Here is a 23,916-nt window from a genome sequence, read left to right on the forward strand (position 1 = left end):
GACGGCAGCGGATCACGCGGCCCGGTACGCCCGGAGGAACGCGGCGACGCCGCCCGTGATCAAGCGGTCGGTCTCCTCCTTCGGCAGCGGGAGGACGCCGTAGTGGGAGAGTTGCACGATCGAGTGCGAGGCCAGCGCCATGAAGTGAGCGCCCGCCATGGCCGCGTCGCCGTGCACATCGATCAGGCCGGCCGCGGCGAGACCCGCCATCGCGTCGGCGAGCGCGTGGCCGACCGGACCCGGCCCGGCGTCGGTCCAGGCCTCCAGTACCTCGGGCGGTACGTGGTCGGCCTCGGCGTGGATGTGGCGGACGAGCGCGAAGTGGTCCGGGTAGTCGGCCATGATGCCGACGAACGCGCGGGCGAGGGCGACGAGGTCGCGCTCCAGGTCGTCCGGGTGAGGCGGGCGTTCGGGGTCCAGCAGGGCGTGGATCTGGGCGAGTTGGGCGTCCCGCACCTCGGTTGACGTCCAGGTGACGACGGTGCGGAAGAGCTCCGCCTTGCCGCCCGGGAAGTGGTTGTAGAGCGTGCGCGTCGAGACGCCGGCCGCGGCGGCGAGCGCGTCGACCGGGGCGCGTGCGTAGCCCTCGCGGCCGAAGACCGTGCAGGACGCGCTCGCGATGGCGATCTGCTTCTCCAGTTTTCGGGGCGGGACCTCGCGCCCCGCCTTCTCCATCCGGGCATCGTTGCTGCTGCCCACGCTCGCCTCCTCCTGACCGCGATGTACAACGGTCGTTGTATTTTTTACAGCGCACGTTGTACTTTACCGGAGGGGAGACCGCACGGGGTGGTCGACCCGCTCAACGAGGGGATACCACCATGTCTGCCACCGAACCGGGGCCCACCGCCATCGCCGCTCACAAGGACGCGCCGCTGCGCGTCGCCGTCGTTGTCGGCAGCGTCCGAGAGGGCCGCCATGGCCGCGCCGTCACCGACTGGTTCCTCGGCGCCGCCGCGGGCCACGGCGGCCTGGAACTGGACGTCATCGACCTCGCGGCCGTCCACCTGCCGCTGGTCATGCCCGACTGGGGCGGCGCGCCGAGCCCGGAGGCGGCCGCTGCACTGGCAGACGTCACGCCGCGGCTGGCCGCCGCCGATGCCTTCGTCATCGTCACCCCCGAGTACAACCACAGCTTCCCGGCCTCCCTGAAGAACCTCATCGACTGGCATCACGGGCAGTGGCACGCCAAGCCGGTCGGCTTCGTCTCCTACGGCGGACTCGCCGGGGGCCTGCGCGCCGTCGAGCAGCTCCGGCTTGTCTTCGCCGAGCTGCACGCCATGACGGTGCGCGACTCCGTCAGCCTGCACGGGCCGTGGTCGGGGCTCGCGGAGAACGGCGTGCCGCGCGACGCGGCTGTGTGCGAGGGCGCGGCCAAGGGCATGCTCAGCCAACTGGCCTGGTGGGGACGGGCGCTGCGGACGGGTCGCACGACCCAGCCCTACGAGGGTTGACGGGGGGCGCGCGAGGTGTCCGCGGCACAGGACGCCGGTGAGGATGTCGGGGCGCCGTCACAGGTGCCCCGGACCGCGTCCACGGCGCTCAACCGAACCCTCACCGTCGTGATCATCGGCTCCGTGATGTCGGTGCTCGACATGACGATCGTCAACGTCGCACTGCCCAGCCTCTCCGAGGCGTTCCGCGCCCCGCTGGAGACGATCCAGTGGACTGCCACCGCATACACGCTCGCGCTCGCCGCCGTCATCCCGACCGCGGCGTGGGCGATGGGGCGGATCGGTGCCAAGCGCGCCTACCTGACCGCCCTCGTGCTGTTCACGCTCGGGTCGCTGCTCGCCGCGTGCGCATGGGACGCGGGCAGTCTGATCGCGTTCCGTGCGGTGCAGGGGCTCGGCGGCGGGCTGCTGATGCCCGTCGGCATGGCGATGGTGATGCGCGCAGCGGACCGTGCGCTGCTCGGGCGGGCGATGGCGCTGCTCGGGCTGCCCATCCTCGTCGGGCCGGTGGCCGGGCCGGTGCTCGGCGGCTGGCTGATCGACGCCGCGTCCTGGCACTGGATCTTCCTCGTCAACCTGCCCGTAGGGGCGGCGGCGCTGGCGCTCGCCTCGAAGCTGCTGCGGCCCGACCCGCCGCGCGACACGCCATCGCCGCCCAAGCTGGACGTCCCGGGCCTGCTGATGCTCTCGCCCGGCCTCGCGCTGCTGCTGTTCGGGCTGGCGCGGGGCGGGACGCGCGGCGACTTCGCCGTCGCCGGCGCGCTCGTTCCCACGCTCGCCGGCACCGCGCTCGTCGCCGCCTTCGTGCGCCGCGCGCTGACGGCCCGTGAGCCGTTGCTCGACCTGCGGCTGCTGCGCGACCGGACGTTCGCCGTCGGGATCGGCACGCTCGCGCTGTTCACGTGCGGCTACTTCGGGTCCATGCTGCTCGGGCCGATGTACTGGCAGCAGGTGCGGGGCATGAGCGCGACGGCGGCGGGGCTGCTGGGCGCGCCGGTCGGGCTCACCGTCGGCACGACGATGCAGATCGCCGCGCGCAGCATCGACAAGGCGTCGCCGCGGCGCCTGATCCCGGCCGGGATCGCGGTGGGGGCGCTCGGGATGGCACTGACGGCGTTTCAGGTCGGGACGGACGGCGCGGCGGTCTGGCGGGTCGTCTGCTCGGCGATGGTGATGGGCGTCGGCTCCGGGATGGTGCTGATGCCGACGATGACGACCGCGAGCCGCGACCTGCCGAGGGACCGCATGGCCGCGGCGAGCACGGCGCTGAGCATCAACGCGCAGGTGTGGGCGTCGATGGGGACGGCGCTCATCTCCGTGGTGCTCGGCTCGGCGGGCGCGGACCCGGCGGGGTTCCGGATCACGTACGCGGCCGCGGCGGCCGTGCTCGCGCTGGCGCTGCTGCCCGCGTCGCTCCTCCCGGGGCGGCGGCCCTGACTGGTCGGGGCCTTCGTGCTCAACCGGTCAGCCCGGCTGCCTTGTACGACGGCTCGACAACGGCGTGATCCGCGGGCGCGCCGTCCGTGTGCCTCGGTGCGGCGAGAGCCGGGGCGCCGACGGCGGCGGGCTTGCGGAGGAGGAGGAGGGCGGCGTCGTCGTGGAGGCGGCCGCCGACGTGGGAGAGGAGCTCGGCGTGGAGGGCGGCGAGGGTTTGGGAGGGCTCGTCCGAGAGGTGCCGCGCCACCCGGTCGATGAGGGGGTAGAACTCGCGACCGCGGTTGCGGGCCTCGGTGACGCCGTCGGTGTAGAGGAGGAGCTGGTCGCCGTCGGCGAAGGGCAGCAGCTGGAGGGTGGGGGTCTCGCCGCTGAGGGCGCGGAGACCGAGCGGGGGAGCCGGGTGGGTCGGTTCGACGGCGAGGACGTCGGAGTCGCGGACCAGTAGGGGCGGGGCGTGCCCGCAGTTGACGACTTCCATGTGCCCGGCGCCGGGGTAGCCGACGACGACGGCGGTGACGAAGTCGTCGGGGCCCAGGTTGCGCGCGAGGCTGCGCTCGATCCGGCCGACGACGTCGAGGAGGTCGGGCTCGTCGTAGGCGGCCTCGCGGAAGACACCGAGGACCAGAGCGGCGGTGCCCACGGCGGGCAGACCCTTGCCGCGTACGTCGCCGACGATCAGCCGGACGCCGTACGGAGTCGGTACCAGCGCGTAGAGGTCCCCGCCGATCCGGGCCTCGGCGGCGGCGGCGCTGTAGCGGACGGCGACCTGGAACTGGCCGACGGTGGCGGGTACGGGCTTGAGGAGAGCGTGCTGGGCGGCCTCGGCGACCGAACGGACGGCGGCCAGTACGCGTTCGCGGCGTACGCGCTCCGCGCTGGCCAGGCCGCTGGCGAGGGCGACGGCGACCAGCGCGGACAGCACGATCGCCTGCTCGTGGCCCGGCGCACCGCCCCCGGCGCCGAGCAGGGCGCCCAGTGCCACGGCGAGAACGCCGATGCGGAGGACTCCCCACGGCCTGCTGGTGGCGGCGGCCAGGGCGGGCCCGACGGCGAGCAGCGGCAGCCAGCTCAGCCCGGATCCGGTGACGAAGGCGACCAGCGCGACTGCGCAGACGATCACTACGGGTACGCCGGCGGCGAGGTGTGCGGCGGCAAGGACGAGCCGTTTGGCGAGCTGCGAGGTCGTGGGTTGCGAGGTCGGCCAGTGGTCCCGCTGGTGGTCGCGCTGGTGGTCTCGGGCATGTGTCATGTCCGCTTTCGCAACTCTTTCTGCTCACGACGCGCGCGTCTGGATGTCCGTTTCATCCAGAGAACAGGTAATCGCGCAGGGGCCGCAAGGAGAGGATTTTCAGATAGTGAGCGAAAGGCCCCTGGTCACCCGGTTCGCCGTCGGGACCAGCCGCGCCCGGACCTCGTCGATGCGGGAGAGCCGGTCTGCCCGGAGAGAGACGCCGAGGGAGCCGAGGGTGTTCCCGCTGTACACCGGGACCGCGACACAGACCGTACCGAGGGAGTACTCCTCCAGGTCCATGACGGCCGAGGCGGCGGGGGACGAGTCGAGCTGGCGGAGCAGTTCGGAGCGGTGGGTGATGGTGCGCGGCGTGAGGTCGGCGAGGGAGTGCCGGGAGAGGTAGTCGTTGCGGGAGTCGCCGTCCAGTTCGCGCAGCACGCACTTGCCCAGCGCGGTGGCGTGCCCGGCGTCCTCGAATCCCACCCAGAGGTCGACCCGTGGTGCCCGGGGGCCGTCGACGATCTCGGCGACCCGGATCTCGCCGTCCTCGTAGAAGGTCAGGTACGTGGCGGCCGACAGTTCGTCGCGCAGGGCTGACAGCGTGGGCCGGATGCGGGTGAGGAGCTCCTGCCCGCGACTTCCGGCGTGCAGCAGGTGCAGCTTGTCCCCGATGACGAACCCGCCGTCGTCCAGCTTCCGTATGTACCCGTCATGGGCCAGCGTCCGCAGCAGGTGATAGGTGGTGGCCAGGGGCAGCCCCACCTCGCGTGCCAGCTGCTTCGCCGGGGCACCGCCCTCGTGCGCCCCTACGGCTTCCATCAAACGGAAGGCTCGCTGCACGGATGTAATGAGCGTAGGGCCGTCCTGAGCACCCATGCCCCAAGCTTGCACTCGGCGCACCGGGGCGGCAAGTTTCCGCGGCGGGGGCAGCCAGCGGGTCCACAAAGGGTCAGGGTCAGGTGCCGGCCCGGAGGCCGACCAGGCGCGATCCGTCGCAGTAGACGAGGCGGTCCCCGTCGAGGAGGAGTACGGGGCCCGTGGTGGTGCGCTGCCAACGGATGCGGCCCTGGAGGTCCAGAGCCAGCACCCGGCCGGAGGCGCGCGTACTGGACCGGGTATTCGCCGGGCCGCAGGCGGGCGTGCACGGTGACCTTGAGCGTGCCGCCGGACCACGCAACCGCGGGTCCGGCGTGCCGTGGGCCGCCGGCTTCGGGAAAGCGGACCGGGATGGTGCGGGCCGATCGTATGATCCAAGCCGCCCATGTCCTTTGCTGCCACAGTGCATGCCCGCGAGAAGTAGGTCCCCCCGGAATGCCAAGACCCGACGGCAAGGCCCCCTGGCTCCTCGCCCGCTGCGCGCAGGGCGCGATCGCGGCGGTAGTGGTTGCGGACGTGTTTCGGCTGGTGGCCGTCAGGGGGCGGCTCTTGCATCCCACGGACGCGTCGCTGAGCACGTCGGGCTTCGCTTCGATGGTCTTCGCCTACCTGATGACTCTGGCGGTCGTGCTCTTCCTTGTGTGGCTCGGCCGATGCCGGCGTAACGCGGAGGTTCTCTCCCCGGGCACTGCCGCCGTGAACGGTTTCTGGGCGGTAGTCGCCTGGCTCATACCGTTGGTCAACTTCTGGGTCCCGCGACGGTTCGTTCTCGACATCGACCGCGCGAGCGCCGGCCCGTCGGCGAAGGGGCGCAACACGGTTCTGGTGAACGCCTGGTGGGTGGCCCTGGTCGGGCACACGGTCGTGGGCGCGGTGGAGGTCCGGGCAGGCCAGGGAGCCACGATCGGCTTCATCGCGGTGTCGGCAGGGCTCAACACCGCCGCGGCGGTGCTGGCGGTCTGCGTCATCGAGCGCCTCACCGCACAGCAGGGCGCCGCGCTCCGCGCCGTGTCACCTGTGGAACCGCTCGCTCACGCCTGAGAATTCGTGGGCGTCTCCGGTGGCGCCGTGACGTCTCACAGTGAGACACCGTGCACTCCTCGCCTGCGGCAGCCTCGGAGCAGCGCCGCGCCAGGGCGAGCGCGAGTGGGAGGAGGCCGGGTCGTGGTGATGAGGTCGTGGGGACACCGGGAGCGGCTCAAGGCGCTGTGCGGGTTGGGGGTGGGGCTGGCTGTCGCAGGGACGGTCGCGACGGTGGCCGGCGTGTCAGGCGGCCCGGGGCTGGCCGTGGCCGGGGTGGTGCTCGGCTGCTGGGAGGCGGTCGGGCTGTGGCTGGGGAGCGTGTACGCCGCGGGGTCGGCCGGCGGATCGCAGCGCGGGCCTGGCGGGCGGTGAGGGGCTCAGAGCCGGATGCCGTAGGCGGTGACCTTGCTCTGGGGGCGTGTACGCGGCGGGGTCGGCCGGCGGATCGCAGCGCCGGTCTGGCGGGCGGTGAGGGGCTCAGAGCCGGATGCCGTAGGCGGTGACCTTGCGGTAGATCGTGGCGCGGGAGATGCCGAGGGCGCGGGCGGCCTTGGTCTTGTCGCCGCCGTGGTCCAGGAGGGCCTGGACGATCATGTCGCGTTCGGTGGACTCCCAGGGGGACAGGGGGTGTTGGGCCTGCGAGAGGAGGGTCGGCGGGAGGTCGGTCTCCTCGATCATCGGCCCGGTGCGGTGCGCCTCGGCGTACCGGAGGGATCCTTCGAGCTGGCGTACGTTGCCCGGCCAGGGGGCCCGGGACAGGGCTCGCAGGGCGGCGTCGGTACAGCGGATGGCGTCGTCGCCCCTGCTGTGGCGGGCGAGCAGGCCGGCCGCGAGGGCCGGGATGTCGGCGGTGCGGTGGCGCAGCGGGGGCACGGTGACCTCGGCGCTGAACCGTCCCGTCAGGGTGGCGAAGGCGGGGGCCGGGGTGCCCGGGCCGGCAGTGGTGTGGCGGTCGCGGGTGAGCAGGCCGACGACCCAGCCGGAGCGCCCGGCCGTGGCCCGCAGCACCCCGTCGAGCTGTACGGCAACGGCGGAGGGCAGCAGGTCGAGGTGGCGCAGGACGACGGTGCCCTGGTCCTCGGCGAGGCCCTGGAACACCGCCTGCAGCCAGCGTGCCGTCGCGCCTCGGGCGTTGGCGGCGTCGTGCACGGCGAACGGGGTCGTCGGACCGGTGTGCCGGTGTGCGCCCCGGACCAGTTCGAGCTTGCCGGTGCCCGCCTCGCCCTCCACGAGGGTCCAGCGGCTCTGTTGGCACTGACGTACGAGCTGGGCGACGGCGCTGCCGAACACCGGGCTCGAGCCGATGACGCCGGGCAGCCGGAGCGTACGGGACGGGGTGCGCGGAGCGGACTCCTGCCGTTCGGTGACGATACGCAGCTCGAGCAGATATCCCGCCGGGGCCCCGCCCGCCTCCGGGCCGGCCACCGGCTCGCCCCGCACCTGTACGGTCCGGCCGTCGCTGAGCAGCAGCCGCTGGTCGAGGCGGTCCGGCTGGTCGGCGGCGATCTCCCGGAGCCGGCGGTGGTCGGCCGGGCTGAGCAGCTCCGTGGCGGCGGCGTCGGCGAGCAGCAGGCCGTCGGTGAGGGTGACGAGCGCCCGGCGTGAGCTGGGGCGTGAGGTCAGGAAGGCGCGCAGGGCGGCGCGCTCACGCTCGGAGCCGATGTCGAGGACGCGTTCCTCGATGTCGGCGGCGGCCTCCCTGACCAGCGCCAGCATCAGCGGGGAGGCGGTGTGCTGCCACGAGGTCAGGTCGATCAGGCCGAGCAGCCGCCCGCTGGCCGGGTTGCGGATGGGGGCGGCGGCGCAGGACACCCGCTGGAGGCGCTCGGAGAAGTGCTCCGAGCCGAAGACGTGGGAGGTCCGGCCTTCCTCGGCGGCGGTGCCGATGCCGTTGGTGCCGACGTACTCCTCGGCGTAGCTGAAGCCGGGCGCGAGGCTGATGTCGTCGAGGTGGCGGTGGAGCGCGTGGTCGCCGGTCCTGCGTTCGCGCACCCGCCCCCGGGAGTCGGTCAGGATGAGGCACATCGGGGTGCCGTGCAGGGCGTCGGACAGCCGGTCGAGGACGGGCCGGGCGGCGGTGGCGAGCCGGGAGTGCGGGTCGAAGTCGGCGTTGTACGGGGTCTCGATACGGTCGGCGTCCACGCCGAAGAAGCGCGAACGGCGCCAGGAGTCGAGGATCGGCGGACGCACCTCGGTCCGTGAGTCGGTCTCGTCCTCCAGCTCGCCCTCCAGGAACCGGGTCCGCGCGCGGACCGGATTGAGGTGCGGGACGGGACGCTCCAGGCTGATCCGCACGCCCGTGAGCTGCGGTTTCCTCTGTTCCATGGGTGGCACGGGGTCCATGGGTTCGACGGCTTTCATCGGCGTGTGCCCCTCTCCCGTGGAGTGACTCTCCGGATTCGGGGGGTTTCCAGCACGTTACGTCCGGTGGTCCCGCGGTGGCCAGCCCCGTGTTCGCGAGGCTGTCTCAACTTGAGACGTCGGGCGCTCGCGGACGACCCCACGATGGGTCCACCCCAGCCGCAGACGGCAGTGCGCCGCCGCAGGACCGGAGGGGGCAGACCGAGGATTCCCACCTCGCCGCCGAGTCAGCCGGAGGAGCATCACCCGTGAGCCGACAGAGCCTGAGCAAGGCGCACAAGAAGATCACCGAGTTGTCGTGGGAGCCGACGTTCGCCACGCCGGCCAACCGCTTCGCGACCGACTACCGCTTCGACAGGGCCCCCAAGAAGGACCCGCTCAAGCAGGTCCTGCGCTCCTACTTCCCGATGGAGGAGGAGAAGGACAACCGGGTCTACGGCGCGATGGACGGCGCCATCCGGGGCAACATGTTCCGCCAGGTCCAGCAGCGCTGGATGGAGTGGCAGAAGCTGTTCCTGTCCATCATCCCGTTCCCCGAGATCAGCGCGGCCCGCGCCATGCCGATGGCGATCGGCGCGGTGCCCAACCCGCAGCTGCACAACGGACTCGCCGTCCAGATGATCGACGAGGTCCGTCACTCGACGATCCAGATGAACCTCAAGCGCCTCTACATGAACCACTACATCGACCCCGCCGGGTTCGACATCTCCGAGAAGGCGTTCGCCAACTGCTACGCCGGCACCATCGGCCGGCAGTTCGGCGAGGGGTTCATCACCGGTGACGCGATCACCGCCGCCAACGTCTATCTGACGCTGGTCGCGGAGACCGCCTTCACGAACACCCTGTTCGTGGCGATGCCCGCCGAGGCCGCCGCCAACGGGGACTACCTGCTGCCGACCGTCTTCCACTCGGTGCAGTCGGACGAGTCCCGGCACATCTCCAACGGGTACTCGATCCTGCTGATGGCGCTCGCCGACGAGGAGAACCGCCAGCTGCTGGAACGCGACCTGCGCTACGCCTGGTGGAACAACCACTGCGTGGTGGACGCCGCCATCGGCACCTTCATCGAGTACGGCAGCAAGGACCGCCGCAAGGACCGGGACAGCTACGCCGAGATGTGGCGCCGCTGGATCTACGACGACTACTACCGGTCGTACCTGATGCCGCTGGAGAAGTACGGCCTGAAGATCCCGCACGACCTCGTCGAGCAGGCCTGGCACCGGATCTGGGACCAGGGCTACGTCCACAAGGTCGCCCAGTTCTTCGCCACCGGCTGGCCCGTCAACTTCTGGCGGATCGACGGGATGACGGATGAGGACTTCGAGTGGTTCGAGTCCAAGTACCCCGGCTGGTACGCCGAGTACGGCGCCTGGTGGGAGGCGTACAACCGGCTTCGGCATCCGGGTGCCAACAAGCCGATCGCCTTCGAGGACGTCGGCTACCAGTACCCGCACCGCTGCTGGACCTGCATGGTGCCGTGCCTGATCCGGCAGGACATGGTGGTCGACAAGGTCGACGGCCAGTGGCGCACGTACTGCTCCGAGACGTGCGCGTGGACCGACACGACGGCCTTCCGGCCCGAGTACGAGGGCCGGGCCACCCCGTCCATGGGGCGGCTGACCGGCAAGCGCGAGTGGGAGACCGTCTACCACGGGCGGGATCTGGCCGACATCGTCACCGACCTCGGGTACGTACGCGACGACGGCAGGACGCTCGTTCCGCAGCCGCACCTGGACCTCGACGACCCGAAGAAGCTGTGGACGCTGGACGACGTCCGGGGCAACACCTTCGTCAGCCCCAACGTGTCGCTCAACGAGATGTCCGACGAGGAGCGCGAGGCGCACATCGCGGACTACCGCAGCCGCAGCAACATCACGCCGTCCACGGTCTGAGCCGACCGGCGGGGCCCTTGCGCCCCAGGGGCCCCGCCGCATCCCCGTCACCCGTACCCCCGTCACCCGTATCCGTACCCGTCACCCGTCACGGAAGGGCTGGTCCCGTGGGCGACAAGCACCGCATCCGATTCGAACCGGTCGGCATCGAGATCGAGGCCGACGAGGACGAGACCGTACTGGACGCCGCGTTCCGCCAGGGCGTCATGCTGATGCACGGCTGCAAGGAGGGCCAGTGCTCGTCCTGCAAGTCCTTCCTCCTCGACGGCGACCAGCAGATGGAGCGCTACTCCACCTTCGCGCTGGCCGACTACGAGAGCGACGAGGGGTACGTCCTGCTCTGCCGGACGCACGCCTTCGGCGACCTGAGCGTGGAACTCATCAACTACGACGAGGAGATGCTGCTCAACGGCATCCCGCCCCGCGAGGCCCGCACCACGGTCGCCGCGGTGCAGCCGCTCACCCCTGACATCGTCCGGCTCGCCCTGGACATCGACGCCGGCCACGAGATCCCGTACCGCACCGGGCAGTACGTGGACATCGCGGTGCCCGGCACCGACCAGTGGCGGTCCTTCTCGATGGCCGGCCTGCCGGGTGAAGGCCCCGGCGGCAGGCTCGAGTTCCTCATCAAGCGCTACCCGGGTGGCATGTTCTCCGGGCTGCTCGACGGTGCCATCGGCCCCGGCGATCCGCTGACGGTCAAGGGCCCCTACGGCACCTGCGTGATGCGCGACGCCCCGGACCGCGACCTGATCCTGCTGGCGGGCGGAGCCGGCATGGCGCCGGTCCTGGCCCAGCTGCGCGGCCTGGCCGCCACCGGCAGCGCCCGGCGCACCCGGTTCTACTACGGGGCGCGCACCGAGCGGGACCTGTTCGCCCTGGAGGAGATCGCCAAGCTCGGCCGGGGTCTCACGGACTTCGCCTTCCTGCCCGCCCTGTCCGAGGACCCGTCGGGCGGCTACGAGCAGGGGCTGATCACCGAGGTCGTCGACCGCCACGAGGGCGATCTGTCGGGCGCCGACGCCTATCTGTGCGGCCCGCCGCCGATGTGCGACGCCGCGATGGACCTGCTCACCGGCAAGGGCATGCCGGAGGAGCGGATCTTCCTGGACAAGTTCACCACTTCCACCGACACCTGACCCGACCTGATCCCATCCGACCTGACCGATGCGAGGAGCCGTACGCATGACCACGCAAGCCGACAAGCCGGTCAAGGAACAACGCAGCTTCCCCAAACCGCAGTTCACCGACGCCGAGGCGGGAGCTCTGGTCTTCCCCAGCTCCGGCAGCCGGGCGTTCACCTACTACAAGCCGCAGAAGATGCGCGCCACCATGTACGAGGACGTCACCTTCGACGTCCAGCCGGACCCCGAGCGGCACCTCCTCCAGGGCTGGATCTACGGCTTCGCCGACGGCGAGGGCGGCTACCCGCACGACTGGACCGAGCTGCGCTCCGGCGACTGGCACCGCTTCCGCGACCCGAACGAGGAGTGGGAGCAGACGATCTACCGCAACAACGCCAACGTGGTGCGGCAGATCCAGCAGAACCTCTCCAACGCCCGCAAGGCGGAGGCGTACCAGCAGTGGACGCCCACCTGGACCCGCTTCGTGGAGCGCAACGTCGGCGCCTGGATGCACGCCGAACAGGGCCTGGGCATGCATGTGTTCGTCACCATCCAGCGCTCCGCGCCCACCAACATGATCAACAACGCGCTCGCGGTCAACGGCACTCACAAGCTCCGCTTCGCCCAGGACCTCGCGCTCTACAACCTCGACATCGAGGAGCAGTTGTCCACCTTCGACGGCTCCGCGCACATCGCCGCCTGGCAGAGCGACCCGGTCTGGCAGGGCGTACGCGAGACCGTCGAACGGCTCACCGCCATCCAGGACTGGGCGGAGGCCACCTTCGCCACCAACCTGGTCTTCGAGCCCCTGGTCGGTGAGCTGTTCCGCAGCCACCTGGTCATGCAGATCGCCGCCCGCAACGGCGACTTCACCACCCCGGCGGTGATCGGCGCGGGCGAGGGCGATTACGACCGCGACCTGCGCTGGACCCGCGCGCTGTTCGAACTGGTCTTCAAGGACGAGGAGCACGGTGACGCCAACCGCGCCATCGCCGCGCGCTGGCTGGACCGGTGGCTGCCGCTCAGCCTGGACGCCGCCCGTCGGCTGCAGCCGCTGTGGTCGCAGGCCGACGAGAAGGTGCTGCGCTTCGAGGACAGCCTCGACCGGGCCAAGGACCGTTACGTCCGGCTGATGGACGGCCTCGGCCTCAGCTCCTCCGTAGAAGGGATGAACCAGTGACCAGCACGCCCGGGACCACACCCGCGTCCGGCTTCTCGGTCGACCGCAGCTCCTCCAACCGCTGCGGAGTCACCCTCATGAACAACCAGAACGGCCACGTCGTCGCCGACGTGATGCGCGGCAAGGAGAACGTCACCGTCACCGACTTCCCCTCCATGATCCGGGTGGACGGGGTGCGGCTGCTGACCTTCGACTTCGAGGAGATCTCCGAGGCGCTCGGCTTCGAGTTCGGGGTGAGCGACTTCGAGGAGATCATGTCCACCCACTACGGCCGGATGGTCCACCTGGACGACCGGACCATCCTGTTCGCCAACCCCGAGGACGCCGCCGAGTACATCGACTTCGACCTCGTCCCCGTCGACTGAGGAAGGCAGGAGCACGCATGTATCACAAGGACGGAGTCGACTACTTCATCGTCGACGGGCACATCCACTACTGGGACGCCAGCGAGGAGAACACCGCCAACAAGTACGGCGAGGGGTTCATCCGCTGCTTCTACGACTACCAGCGCAACCTCAGCCCGCAGGAGTGGGTCTGGCCGCTGGAGAAGTTCCGCAAGTACAGGGAACAGGACCTGGTCCACGACATCTTCGAGACCGGCTACGCGGACTGGGCGATCTTCCAGCCCACCTACCTCGGCGAGTTCTACCACGAGGGCTTCAACACCACCGAGCGCAACGGCGCGCTGGCCCGCAAGTACCCCGACCGGCTGATCGTCAACGGCGCCTTCGACCCGCGCGAGGGCGAACCCGGCCTGGAGCGCCTGGAGAAGCTGCACGCCGAGTGGAACCTGCGCGGCGTCAAGCTCTACACCGCCGAGTGGCGCGGTTCCTCCAAGGGCTGGAAGCTCTCCGACCCCGAGGCGCAGGACTACCTGGCGCTGTGCGCGCGGCTCGGCATCCGCAACATCCACATCCACAAGGGCCCCACCATCTGGCCGCTGAACCGGGACGCCTTCGACGTCGCCGACGTGGACCACGCCGCCAGCGCCTTCCCCGAGCTCAACTTCATCGTGGAGCACGCCGGCCTGCCGCGCCTCGACGACTTCTGCTGGATCGCCACGCAGGAGCCGAACGTGTACGCGGGTCTGTCCGTGGTCCTGCCGTTCATCCACACCCGGCCCCGCTACTTCGCCAAGATCATCGGCGAGTTGCTGTACTGGCTGGACGACGACCGGATCGTGTTCGGCAGCGACTACGCGATCTGGAGCCCCAAGTGGCTCATCGAGCGGTTCGTCGACTTCCAGATCCCCGAGGACCTGCAGAGCGAGTACGGCGTCCTGACCACCGACATCAAGCGCAAGATCCTCGGCCTCAACCACGCCCGGCTCTACGATCTCAAGGTCCCCGAGCACGCCCAGCTGCCCACCGCCCCGCCGGAGGACGGCGTGTCGGTCGGGCCGAACACCGGGTCGGCAGCGGCATGACCGCCGCCGTCACCGAGGCGGTGGACCGGGCCACCGCCGTCAACACCGCGCTGGCGACGGTCCTCGACCCGGAACTCGACCGGCCGATCACCGAACTCGGCTTCGTACGGTCCGTCAGCGTCGGCGCCGACGGCTCGGTGGAGGCCACTCTCCGGCTGCCCACCTACTTCTGCGCCCCCAACTTCGCCTGGCTGATGGTGGAGGACGCCCGTCGCGCCCTGGCCACGCTCTCCTGGGCCCGCGAGTGCCGGGTGATCCTCGAGGACCACTTCGCCTCCGACGAGATCAACGAGGGCGTCGGATGCGGCAAGGGCTTCGCCGAGGCGTTCCCCGGCCTCGCCGATCCCGACCGGATGGAGGAGCTGCGGGCGGTGTTCGTACGCAAAGGACACCTCGCCGCCCAGGCCAGGCTCGGCAAGCGGCTGCTGGAACGCGGCTGGACCATGCTGCAGCTCGCCGACGCTGTCCTCGGCGACGTGCCGGAACGGCTCACGGTGACGCTGCGCCGGCGGCGGACCCTGCTCGGCCTGCCCTCCGGCCCCGCCGCCCCGCTGTTCGCCGACGACCAGGGCCGGCCGGTGCCGGCCGCCGCGCTCGAACGGCACCTGCTGCGGGGCCGTACGGCGGGGGTCGGCATCGGCGCCAACACCGAGGTCTGCGAGGGCCTGCTCGCGGTCCGCTACGGGCCGTCGGAAGAGGAGGGAAGCGGATGAAAGCCGTACGCCTGCATGCCTACGATCGCCGGCCCGTGCTCGACGAGGTGCCCGACCCGGTCGTCACCGGGCCGCTGGACGTGGTGGTCAGGATCGGCGGCGCCGGGGTGTGCCGTACCGACCTGCACATCATCGAGGGCCAGTGGGCGGCCAAGAGCGGCGTCGCCCTGCCGTACATCCAGGGCCACGAGAACGCGGGCTGGGTGGCGGACGTGGGCTCCGCCGTCACCGGTGTGGCCCCCGGCGACCCGGTGATCCTGCATCCGCTGGTCACCTGCGGCCTGTGCCCCGCCTGCCGGCGCGGCGACGACGTGCACTGCGCGGCGAGCGCCTTCCCCGGCATCGACGCGGACGGGGGCTTCGCCGAGTACCTGCGGACCAACGCCCGCGCCGTCGTCCCGCTCGGCCCGGGGCTCGCCCCGGCGGACGTCGCGGCTCTCGCCGACGCCGGGCTGACTGCGTATCACGCGGCCAAGAAAGCGGCCCGCAGGCTCGCCCCGGGCGACAAGGCCGTGGTGATCGGCGCGGGTGGCCTCGGGCACATCGGTGTCCAGGTGCTGCGTGCCCTGACCCCGGCCGAGCTGATCGTCGTCGACTCCTCCGCCGAGGCGCTGAAGCTGGCCGAGACCCTCGGCGCCCACCACACGGTGGTCGCCGACGGCACCCAGGTCGAGCAGGTCGCCTCGCTCACCGGCGGACAGGGCGCCGAGGCGGTGCTCGACTTCGTCGGCGAGGGCGGCGCGCTGGAGGACGGCGTACGGATGCTGCGGCGGGCCGGCGACTACTACGTCATCGGTTACGGCGGCACCCTGTCCGTGCCGACCATCGACATCATCTCCTCCGAGATCAACTTCATCGGGAACCTGGTCGGTTCGTACACCGACCTGGTGGAGCTGATGGACCTGGCCGCCCGTGGCCTCGTCACCCTGCACACCGTCACCTATCCCCTGGACGCCTTCGACCGGGCCCTGGAGGACCTCGACCAGGGCCGGGTGAGGGGGCGCGCGGTGCTCGTGCCCTGATCCTGGCCCTCCCCCCCCGTACAGGTGGCGGCGGCCCGGTCCGTGGATCCCCAGGGGTCGGCGCACCACGGACTCCGTACCGGCCGCCGCCACCGCACCACCGACCCGCAACCCCCGTACGTACACCGCTGGACGGAAGGACGACACCGCCATGGCGAAGGACCTGCGCTTCAACGCCGAAGCGCGCGCACTGCTGGAGAGCGGGGTGAACGCGCTCGCCGACGCGGTGCGCGTCACCCTCGGGCCCAAGGGCCGCAACGCGGTACTGGAGAAGCTGACCGGACCGCCGACCATCACCAACGACGGCGTCACCATCGCTCGCGAGATCCAGCTCAAGGACCCCTTCGCCAACATGGGCGCCCAACTCGTCAAGGAGGTGGCCACCCGCACCAACGGGGACGTCGGCGACGGCACCACCACCGCGACGGTGCTCGCCCAGGCCATCGTCCGCGAGGGCCTGAAGGCGGTCAACGACGGCGCCAACCCGGTGCTGCTGAAGAACGGCATCGAGGCCGCCGTGGCCGCCGCCGTCGACTCCCTCGCCGCCCAGTCCCGGCCGGTCAGTTCCGACGAGGAACTGGTCCGCGTCGCCGCGCTGTCCGCCAACAACGACCCCGCCATCGGCGCGGCCATCGCCGAGGCCGTGGCCCGGGTCGGGCGCACCGGCGTCGTCACCGTGGAGGAGTCCTCGGCGTACGGGCTGAGCGTCGAGTACGCGGAGGGCCTGGAGTTCGACAACGGCTGGGTCTCGCCGTACATGGTCACCGACCAGGGACGCATGGAGGCGGTGCTGGAGAATCCGTACCTGCTCTACTGCGACACCAAGATCGTCAAGGTACGGGAACTGATGCCGCTCCTGGACCAGGTGACCCGCACCGGCGCCCCGCTGGTCGTGGTCGCCGAGAACATCGACGGCCCCGCCCTCGGCATGCTCGTCACCAACGCGGCCCACGGCACCTTCCGTTCCCTCGCCGTACGCGCCCCCGGCTTCGGCTTCCGGCGGATCGCGGAACTGGAGGACATGGCGGCCCTCACCGGCGGCCGGGTCATCACCGGCACCGCCGGCCGCACCCTGGAAGGCGCCACCCTGGAGGACCTGGGCCGGGCGGAGAAGGTCATCGCCACCGAGCGCTCCACCACCATCCTCGGCGGCGCGGGCGGCAAGGAGCGGGTGAGCGAACGCATCGAGAACCTCAAGACCGAGCTGGAACGCGCCACCAACGAGCACGACCGCGACAAGCTCGGCGAACGCATCGCCAAGCTCTCCGGCGGCGTCGCCGTCATCCGCGTCGGCGCCGCCAGCGGCGTCGAACTCCGCGAGAAGCAGATGCGGTTGGAGGACTCCCTCGCCGCCACGCGCGCCGCCGCCGAGGAGGGCGTCGTCGCGGGCGGCGGCGCGGCCCTGGTGCATGTGCGCGCCGACATCGCGGCCCTCGACGGGTCCGGCGACGGCTTCAGCGGCGACCCCGCCATCGGGCGCGCCATCGTCGCCAAGGCCCTCGCGGAACCACTGCGCTGGATCGCCATCAACGCCGGCCTCGACCCCGACGACGCCGAACGCCGCGTCGCCGCCCTCCCCGTCGGCTTCGGCCTCGACGCCCTGCGCGGCGACTACGCCGACCTGCACGTACGCGGCGTCATCGACCCGGTCAAGGTCACCCGCAGCGCCCTGCTCAGCGCCGCGTCCATCGCCGCGCTCCTGCTCACCACCGAGACCCTCGTGGTCGAGGAGGTCATCGGCAACCCCGGCTCCATCGTCTCCCCGGAGATCGGCGACCTCGCGGAGGGGCTGGCCCGGCCGTCCAACATCCCCTGAGGAGGCCCGTCATCGGCCTGTGGCCCAGCAAGGGACGGAAGGGGATGCGCCCCTTCAGGGGCGCGGGGAACTGCGCGAGCACCCACCACCGGCCGGTGGTCCGGACACGACAGAAACAGCCCCACCGGGCCGGTGACGACCCGCACCACCGCTCCGGCTGAGCGCGCAGTTCCCCGCGCCCCTGCGGGGCGTATCCCGACGGCGACGAAGCGACAAGGAGTGGGCGAGATGACGGCTGACGCCTCGGCGGCCCGACCCGGCCGGACACCGCCTCGCGCCACCCGGCCCGCTGGGGCCGGGCACCCCACCGAGGGCCCCGGCCGGACCCCTGGCGAGCGGCGCCCACGGCTGCGCTCGGGGCTGTCGTACGCACTCCTCGGGCCGGCCTTCGTCGCGGCCATCGCCTACGTCGACCCGGGGAACTTCGCCACCAACGTGCAGGCGGGCGCGGCGTTCGGGCCGCTGCTGCTGTGGGTGCTGCTCACCGCGAACGTCGTCGCGATGCTGCTGCAGTACCTCTCCGCGAAACTCGGCGTCGCCACCGGGATGAGCCTGCCGCAGCTGTGCCGGGTCCGGTACCGGACGCCGGTGGTGTGGGGGCTGTGGGCCCAGGCGGAGGCCATCGTGGTGATGACCGACCTCGCGGAGGTCGTCGGCGGGGCCATCGCGCTGCAGCTGCTCTTCGGACTGCCGCTGTGGCTGGGCGGTGTGGTCGTCGGTGCGGCGTCGCTGGCCGTCATGCCGATGCGCGGCCGTGGGCAACGGCGGTTCGAGGTGCTGATGGCGGGCTGCCTGGCCTGCCTGCTCGGGCTGTTCCTCCGCCAGGTGCTGGGTACCGGCTCCCCGATGGCCACGGCCGCCGGCGGGCTGCTGCCACGTCTGTCGGGTGCCGAGAGCCTGGTGCTGGCCGGCGGCATCGTCGGCGCCACGGTGATGCCGCACGTCATCTACCTGCACTCTGCGCTCACCAGCGACCGCTACAGCCTCTCCCTCACCCCCGGCTCCCCCGAGACGGGCGGCGGGCCGCCGGGTGACCGGGACCGCCCGCTGCGCCGCAGGCTGCTGCGTCACGTACGGGCCGACGTACTCATCGCGATGGGGCTGGCCGGCGCCGTGAACGTAGCCCTGCTGGTGTCGGCGGCAACCCTCTTCCACCCCGGCGCGCCCGAAGCGGCCCAGTCGCTCGGCGCGGCGCACGACGCGTACGGGCGGCTCGTCGGGCCCGCCGCGGCACTCGTCTTCGCGCTGGCCCTGCTCGTCTCCGGCCTGGCCGGCACCAGCGTCGGGATGTACGCGGGGGAGGTGGTGATGGGCGGCTTCCTCGGACGGCGCATTCCGCTGCTCCTGCGCCGGCTGCTCACCATGGCGCCCGCCCTCGCCGTCCTGGCGAGCGGCGCGAGCCCGACGGCCGCCCTGGTCATCAGCCAGGTCGTCCTGTCCTTCGGTATCCCCTTCGCCCTCTTCCCGCTGATCGCCCTCACCCGCGACCCCACCGTCATGGGCCGATGGGTCAACCGCCCCCTGACGACATACGGCGGCTGGGCTGTCAGCCTGGTCGTGGTGGGGCTCAACGCCGCCCTCCTGGTGAGCCTGCTGGGCGGCTGAACCCGGCGGCTTTCCTTCGTCCCTTCCCCCTCTCCAGGAGCACCTCATGATCTTCATCGCCGTACGGTTCACCGTCCGCCCCGAGTACCGGGACCAGTGGCTCGACCGCGTCGCCGACTTCACCGCCGGCACTCGCGCCGAACCCGGCAACCTCTTCTTCGAATGGTCCGTCGACACCGCCGACCCCAACCGCTTCGTCCTGCTCGAGGGCTTCGCCTCCCCCGAGGCCGGCGCCGAACACGTCGGCTCCGCCCACTTCAAGGCAGCCATGTCCTGGATGCCGGACGTCGTCGCGGACACCCCCGACATCATCAACGTCCAGACCGAGGGCCAGGGCTGGTCCTCCATGGCGGAAATCACGCCACGGCCTTAGACCGCGGGGGCCGTTGCCATGCTGCGTGCGCCATCTCACCGCGAAAACCCGTCCCGGCGCGGCTCGGACTGCCCCCGTGACGGCCTTCGGTGGGGGTGCGGGCGGCGATGCGCACCACCTGCGAACGGCGTCATCGTGATCCGCGTACGAGCCCCTCACACAGCCCGCAGCGGCATCCGGCCATACCGTCTGACCTGGGTCTTTGTTCCCCTCGAGGCTAAAATCGGCTGCTGGGGAAAGGGGACCGGATGGACCGGAACGTACGCTCGCTGGACGATGTGCTGGGGCTTCTGGACGGCCTGTTCGCGCCGGAGGCGGACCGTTGGACGGCGGGTGCGGCCTCGTGGTGGGACGGTTTCTACGCGGACCCGTCCAAGCCGGTGCCGTTCTTCGTGGCGAAGCCGGACGAGAACCTGGTCTCGTACCTCGACCGGGGCCTGATCACCGGGGGCCGGGCCCTCGACCTGGGGTGCGGGCCGGGCCGTAACGCAGTCCATCTCGCCTCGCGGAGCTTCGAGGTGGACGCCGTCGACCTGTCCCCGGCGGCCATCGCCTGGGGTGAGGAGCGTGCCCGGGAGGCGGGGGCCGAGGTGCGGTTCCGCTGCGGGGACGCCTTCGCGCCCGCCGGGAGCGAACCGGGCGGTGGCCCGTACGACCTGATCTACGATTCCGGCTGCTTCCACCATCTGCCGCCGCATCGCCGCCTCAGCTACCTGGCCCTGCTCGACCGGGCCCTCGCGCCCGGCGGCCACTTCGCCCTCGCCTGCTTCGCGTCCGGCGAGATGGGGTCCGAGCTGCCCGACGCCGACTTCTATCGCCAGTCCCGGCTCCACGGCGGCCTCGCCTACACGCCGGAGTCGCTGCGCTGGATCTTCTCCGACCTGACGGAGGTCGAACTGCGCCGCATGCGCGACGAACCGCCCGAGTCCCCGCGCTACGGCGAACCCTTCCTCTGGACGGCGCTGTTCCGCAGGCAAGCCCAGCCGTAGTTCGCGCGGCATGCTGGTAGCACGCGAGCGGGTCGGTCGGGAGGTGCTGGGATGCGGTGCTGGGCCGGGTGGACGGCGGTCGTCGGAGTGGTCGGCGGGGTGGTCGCCGGGGTGGTCGTGCTGGCGGCGTGCGGCGGGCCGGCGGGCGGCGGCACGCCCGCGACCCCGAGTACCGGGTCCTCCACCCCCGCAGGGGGCTGCGCCGCCGGGCACGCGGAGGTCACGGTGGTCCCGGGCGGGGCGGTGGAGCAGCAGTTGTGCGTGCGGCCCGGGACCGTGGTGACCCTGACCCTGCGGCCGCGTACGGACGACAGGCGGTGGACGGCGGTGCACAGCTCGGCGCCGGTACTCGTGCTGGCGTCCGGGTGGCGGGTCGACGCGGACGGCACCGGCCATGCGTCGCTGCGGTGCGCCGGGGTGCGGGCGGGGGTGGCGGAGGTCACCGCGCTGGCGAAGGCGCCGGACGTGGCGGGCGCGGCGCGGGCCGCCTTCCGGCTCAGGATCAGCGTGGTCCCGTACGCGAAGGAGGGGTGACCCCCGGTTCCAGCCCCGGGGCCACCCCTCCTCGTACCGCCGCGCGGCTTACCTGAGGCCGCGCACGCCGATCGTGTAGATACCGCGGCCGTGGGTGGCCGCGTACAGGGTGTTGCCGTTCGGGCTGAGCTTCAGCTGGAGCACGGCGACGGCGGGCAGGTTGCCGACGCGCTTCCAGCTCGTACGGCCCGGCGCGCGGTAGACGACGCCGAGGTCGGTGGCGACGGCGAGGCCGCCGTTGGGCAGGACGACGGCGGAGTCGGCCGGCACGTCGGGCAGGTTCGCCGAGATGTCGGTCCAGGTGGTGCCGCCGTCCTTGGACTCGAAGACGTGGCCGACGCCCGCGCCGGGGCCTTCGGTCCAGTGCCGCGAGAAGCCGTTGACCGCGAGGTAGACGTGGTTCGCGTCCTTCGGGTCGATGGCGAAGCCGCTGAGGTAGCGGTTGGGTACGGTCCCGTCGGCCGGCAGGGTGATGTCGTGCCAGCCGGTGCCGTCCGCGTTGCCGACGGAGATGCCGCGGGTGAAGCCCTGGTTGTTGCAGGGGCCGCACCAGGCCGCGTACACCTTGCCACCGGAGGAGGCGACGGCGGTGGCGGTGTGGCCCGCGCCGAGGTCGTACGCGCTGGTCCACTCGTCGCCGCTGCGGATGGCGTAGCCGTTGGTCTGCACCCACACGTGGCGGCCGCCGGCGATCCAGGTCGAGCTGTCCTTCAGGTCGGCGGAGAGCGGGGCGATGAAGCGGGCCTCGCCGGTGGCGTTGTCGGGCGGGGCGACGGAGTACGAGGTGATCGGGCCGGAGCCGTCGATCCAGGAACCGTTGTTGACGGCGCAGTTCTGGGTGACCTGGACCGCGAGGTAGACGTACTCCTCGGCGATGTTGCAGCCGTTGGCCGGGTCGGTGAGGGTGTCGCCGCCGTCACCGCCGAAGTTGGAGCCCATGATCTTGTCGTTGCTGCGCAGCTCGGACTGGCCGTTGTCCTGGAGGCCGCCGGTGACCGAGACGCCGCCGTACGTCAGGTCCTTGCCGACGCCCACCGAGTAGTACTGGAGGGTGTCGATGGTGCCGTCGTTGAGCGAGGTCCAGTCGGTGGCGTGGCCGGAGGAGTCCTGCGAGCCGTTGACCGGCCGCTTGTAGGCACCGCCGTCGTTGCCCACGTACACATAGCTCTTGCCGTGGTAGCTGCCGATGGCGACGCCGTGCTGGTCGGAGTGGGTGGTCTGGTTGCAGTCGCCGGTCTGCTTGGAGGGGTCGATGTTCCAGCAGGAGAACCCGAAGTTCCAGTACGGGCCGACGGTCGACCAGTTGCTGCCGCCGTCCTTGGTCTCGTAGACCTCCTCCAGGCCCGCGTACACATGCTGCGCGTTGGCCGGGTCGACGGTCAGGAACTGGTTGTACCAGGCCTGTACGCCCGGCATGTAGCCGCTGGAGGTCAGCGCGGAGCCGTCGGCGGCGAGGCCCTGGTAGTCGGCGATCTTCGTCCAGGAGCCGGTGGGGGAGCCGGACTTGGAGACGTAGATGCCCTCCAGGCCGCTGTCCGGGTTGGTGTTCAGCTGCTCGGGCGACTGCTCGATCGCGTAGTAGCGCGAACCGTCGGCGGAGCGGGCGAAGGTGACGTTGCCGACGTTGTCCGCGTCGGAGGGCAGGTCGCCGAGGCCGCTGGTGATCCGCGTCCAGGTGCCGTTCACCTTGGTGTAGAAGCCGTTGTAGTCGTCACCGCTGCGCCAGCCGACCGCCAGGACCACCTTCGAGGGGTCCTTCGGGTCGATCGCGATGTCGTTGGCGATGTTCTTGTACGGGGCCGAGGGGTCGTTCGCCAGCGAACCGCCGGGCAGGTAGTCGGGGTTGGGCGCGTACTCGAGCTTCCAGGCGCCGCTGAGCTTCTTCGTGGAGTGGCTCCACACGCCCTCGCTGGTCGCCGCGTACACCTTGCCGCCGCCGAAGCGCAGCTGGTGGATGGTGGTGCTCTCCAGTTCGTCGCCGCCGACCCGGCTGCGGGAGGAGAAGGTGCCGTGGTGCGGGCTCGACAGGACGTAGACCCCGCTGCCGAGGTAGGCGTCGGCGTTGGTGTTCGCCTCGCCGGTGCCCAGCCAGAGCCGGCCGCTGCCGTCGAGCGCGAGCGCGCCGGTGGACTGGGAGGACAGCTTGTCGCTGATCGGCTGCCACTTCCCGCCGCCGGTCCGGGACCGCCACACGCCGCCGCCCGCGCTGCCCGCGTAGACGTAACCGCTGTTGTCGGCGGCCATCGCCGCCAGCCGGCCGGTGACATTGCCCGAACCGCCGCTGGAGTTGGAGTCGTAGTCGCGGTAGCGCGAGTCGTCGGAGTTGTACGGCAGGTTCGTGATGTTCTGCCAACTGCCCCCGGTGCTCGGCAGGTTGCTCAGGCTGGTCCAGGCGGCGCCATACGCTCCCGGCGCCACGACGCCCGGCGAGGTCCGGGCCTCGGCGTACTGGTCCGCGCCCTCGGCTATCTCGTCCGCCTCGTTGCCGCCGTCGGAGTCCTGAGCCTGCGCCTTGGCGGTGACACCGCCCGTCGACTGCAGGCGCTCGGCCGCGAGTTGCGCGGTCGTACGGACCCCGAAGGGGCTGCCCTGGCTTGACGCGGCGCCTGCGGGTACGGCGACGAGTGCGGCGGAAGCGGTAATGGCGCAGATCGTGAACCATCGTCTTCTACGGGTTGGTGCTGACACCAGATCCTCCCAAACGGGCATTGATACAGCCGTCGCAGGAGACCCGATCACGGCCGAGCCGAAACATCCCGGGCTTGGCCAAGTCTTTGTCCAGCACCTGTCATGAGCCGCGAGCACGAAGGGCCGCGCCTGTCCAAGGCGCGGCCCTTCGTGCTGAACGGCGGAAGCTACAACA

General features: G+C 71.4%; 22 protein-coding genes. 16 read left to right on the forward strand and 6 right to left on the reverse strand.

Going from position 1 to position 23,916, the window contains the following annotated elements; all coding sequences use genetic code 11:
- Window positions 1-12: 12 nt before the first annotated feature.
- Window positions 13-699 carry a TetR/AcrR family transcriptional regulator gene (locus tag ACFXJ5_RS07025; RefSeq protein ID WP_384627914.1) on the reverse strand — a complete coding sequence of 229 codons (687 nt, stop codon included), beginning with the start codon at window positions 697-699 and terminating at the stop codon, window positions 13-15.
- A 119-nt stretch (window positions 700-818) separates the two neighbouring features.
- Here ACFXJ5_RS07025 and ACFXJ5_RS07030 point away from each other — a divergent pair, with 119 nt between their 5' ends.
- Window positions 819-1,451, forward strand: a complete 633-nt coding sequence (locus ACFXJ5_RS07030) for an NADPH-dependent FMN reductase (protein ID WP_384627916.1) — start codon at window positions 819-821, stop codon at window positions 1,449-1,451.
- Window positions 1,452-1,466: 15 nt separating this feature from the next.
- Entirely contained in the window at window positions 1,467-2,888 is a 1,422-nt protein-coding gene (locus ACFXJ5_RS07035; RefSeq protein ID WP_384627918.1) for a DHA2 family efflux MFS transporter permease subunit, read from the forward strand.
- A gap of 19 nt (window positions 2,889-2,907) precedes the next feature.
- Here the strand turns inward: ACFXJ5_RS07035 and ACFXJ5_RS07040 are convergent, their stop codons facing one another.
- From ACFXJ5_RS07040 to ACFXJ5_RS07050, 3 genes are all read right to left on the reverse strand, one after another.
- Complete coding sequence (locus tag ACFXJ5_RS07040) at window positions 2,908-4,137, reverse strand: PP2C family protein-serine/threonine phosphatase (protein ID WP_384627921.1); 1,230 nt, start codon at window positions 4,135-4,137, stop codon at window positions 2,908-2,910.
- A gap of 99 nt (window positions 4,138-4,236) precedes the next feature.
- Complete coding sequence (locus tag ACFXJ5_RS07045) at window positions 4,237-4,995, reverse strand: IclR family transcriptional regulator (protein ID WP_384627923.1); 759 nt, start codon at window positions 4,993-4,995, stop codon at window positions 4,237-4,239.
- A gap of 79 nt (window positions 4,996-5,074) precedes the next feature.
- Window positions 5,075-5,206 carry a hypothetical protein gene (locus tag ACFXJ5_RS07050; protein ID WP_384627926.1) on the reverse strand — a complete coding sequence of 44 codons (132 nt, stop codon included), beginning with the start codon at window positions 5,204-5,206 and terminating at the stop codon, window positions 5,075-5,077.
- A 224-nt stretch (window positions 5,207-5,430) separates the two neighbouring features.
- Between ACFXJ5_RS07050 and ACFXJ5_RS07055 the strand changes: the two genes are divergently transcribed.
- Both ACFXJ5_RS07055 and ACFXJ5_RS07060 read left to right on the forward strand, forming a co-directional pair.
- Window positions 5,431-6,036 carry a DUF4328 domain-containing protein gene (locus ACFXJ5_RS07055; RefSeq protein ID WP_384627928.1) on the forward strand — a complete coding sequence of 202 codons (606 nt, stop codon included), beginning with the start codon at window positions 5,431-5,433 and terminating at the stop codon, window positions 6,034-6,036.
- Between the two features lie 123 nt (window positions 6,037-6,159).
- Window positions 6,160-6,390, forward strand: a complete 231-nt coding sequence (locus ACFXJ5_RS07060) for a hypothetical protein (protein WP_384627931.1) — start codon at window positions 6,160-6,162, stop codon at window positions 6,388-6,390.
- A gap of 105 nt (window positions 6,391-6,495) precedes the next feature.
- On the opposite strand, the gene ACFXJ5_RS07065 is transcribed toward ACFXJ5_RS07060, so the two are convergent.
- Entirely contained in the window at window positions 6,496-8,343 is a 1,848-nt protein-coding gene (locus ACFXJ5_RS07065; protein ID WP_384627934.1) for a sigma-54-dependent Fis family transcriptional regulator, read from the reverse strand.
- Window positions 8,344-8,627: 284 nt separating this feature from the next.
- Here ACFXJ5_RS07065 and ACFXJ5_RS07070 point away from each other — a divergent pair, with 284 nt between their 5' ends.
- The 12 genes from ACFXJ5_RS07070 to ACFXJ5_RS07125 all read left to right on the forward strand — a co-directional run bounded on the left by ACFXJ5_RS07070 (window position 8,628) and on the right by ACFXJ5_RS07125 (window position 21,053).
- Entirely contained in the window at window positions 8,628-10,271 is a 1,644-nt protein-coding gene (locus ACFXJ5_RS07070) for a methane monooxygenase (RefSeq protein WP_384627937.1), read from the forward strand.
- A 107-nt stretch (window positions 10,272-10,378) separates the two neighbouring features.
- Window positions 10,379-11,410, forward strand: coding sequence for an FAD-binding oxidoreductase (locus ACFXJ5_RS07075; RefSeq protein ID WP_384627940.1), 1,032 nt, complete (start codon window positions 10,379-10,381; stop codon window positions 11,408-11,410).
- Between the two features lie 46 nt (window positions 11,411-11,456).
- Window positions 11,457-12,575: an aromatic/alkene monooxygenase hydroxylase subunit beta gene (locus tag ACFXJ5_RS07080; protein ID WP_384627943.1), complete on the forward strand. Its 1,119-nt coding sequence runs from the start codon at window positions 11,457-11,459 to the stop codon at window positions 12,573-12,575.
- A complete protein-coding gene (mimD, locus tag ACFXJ5_RS07085; RefSeq protein WP_384627946.1) occupies window positions 12,572-12,940 on the forward strand; it encodes a propane 2-monooxygenase effector subunit MimD in 369 nt (122 codons plus the stop codon). The genes ACFXJ5_RS07080 and mimD overlap by 4 nt, the downstream gene beginning before the upstream one ends.
- 17 nt (window positions 12,941-12,957) lie before the next feature.
- Window positions 12,958-14,001 carry an amidohydrolase family protein gene (locus ACFXJ5_RS07090; RefSeq protein WP_384627949.1) on the forward strand — a complete coding sequence of 348 codons (1,044 nt, stop codon included), beginning with the start codon at window positions 12,958-12,960 and terminating at the stop codon, window positions 13,999-14,001.
- Window positions 13,998-14,714, forward strand: a complete 717-nt coding sequence (locus ACFXJ5_RS07095; RefSeq protein WP_384627952.1) for an iron-sulfur cluster assembly protein — start codon at window positions 13,998-14,000, stop codon at window positions 14,712-14,714. The genes ACFXJ5_RS07090 and ACFXJ5_RS07095 overlap by 4 nt, the downstream gene beginning before the upstream one ends.
- Window positions 14,711-15,736, forward strand: coding sequence for an NAD(P)-dependent alcohol dehydrogenase (locus ACFXJ5_RS07100; RefSeq protein ID WP_384627955.1), 1,026 nt, complete (start codon window positions 14,711-14,713; stop codon window positions 15,734-15,736). Before ACFXJ5_RS07095 ends, ACFXJ5_RS07100 begins: the two co-directional genes overlap by 4 nt.
- Before the next feature lie 151 nt (window positions 15,737-15,887).
- On the forward strand, window positions 15,888-17,552 hold the full coding sequence (gene groL, locus ACFXJ5_RS07105) for a chaperonin GroEL (protein WP_384627958.1): 1,665 nt from the start codon (window positions 15,888-15,890) through the stop codon (window positions 17,550-17,552).
- A gap of 228 nt (window positions 17,553-17,780) precedes the next feature.
- Entirely contained in the window at window positions 17,781-19,157 is a 1,377-nt protein-coding gene (locus tag ACFXJ5_RS07110; RefSeq protein WP_384627961.1) for an Nramp family divalent metal transporter, read from the forward strand.
- A gap of 46 nt (window positions 19,158-19,203) precedes the next feature.
- The gene (locus tag ACFXJ5_RS07115; RefSeq protein ID WP_384627963.1) at window positions 19,204-19,530 is read left to right on the forward strand and encodes a putative quinol monooxygenase; all 327 of its coding nucleotides are present in this window, start codon (window positions 19,204-19,206) and stop codon (window positions 19,528-19,530) included.
- Between the two features lie 248 nt (window positions 19,531-19,778).
- The gene (locus ACFXJ5_RS07120; protein ID WP_384627966.1) at window positions 19,779-20,519 is read left to right on the forward strand and encodes a class I SAM-dependent methyltransferase; all 741 of its coding nucleotides are present in this window, start codon (window positions 19,779-19,781) and stop codon (window positions 20,517-20,519) included.
- 51 nt (window positions 20,520-20,570) lie between these two features.
- Entirely contained in the window at window positions 20,571-21,053 is a 483-nt protein-coding gene (locus tag ACFXJ5_RS07125; protein WP_384627968.1) for a hypothetical protein, read from the forward strand.
- 48 nt (window positions 21,054-21,101) lie between these two features.
- On the opposite strand, the gene ACFXJ5_RS07130 is transcribed toward ACFXJ5_RS07125, so the two are convergent.
- The gene (locus ACFXJ5_RS07130) at window positions 21,102-23,741 is read right to left on the reverse strand and encodes a glycosyl hydrolase (RefSeq protein ID WP_384627971.1); all 2,640 of its coding nucleotides are present in this window, start codon (window positions 23,739-23,741) and stop codon (window positions 21,102-21,104) included.
- Window positions 23,742-23,916: the final 175 nt, after the last annotated feature.

This window comes from Streptomyces sp. NPDC059373 (genome assembly GCF_042751495.1).
In the GTDB taxonomy this organism is placed as follows: Bacteria; Actinomycetota; Actinomycetes; order Streptomycetales; family Streptomycetaceae; genus Actinacidiphila.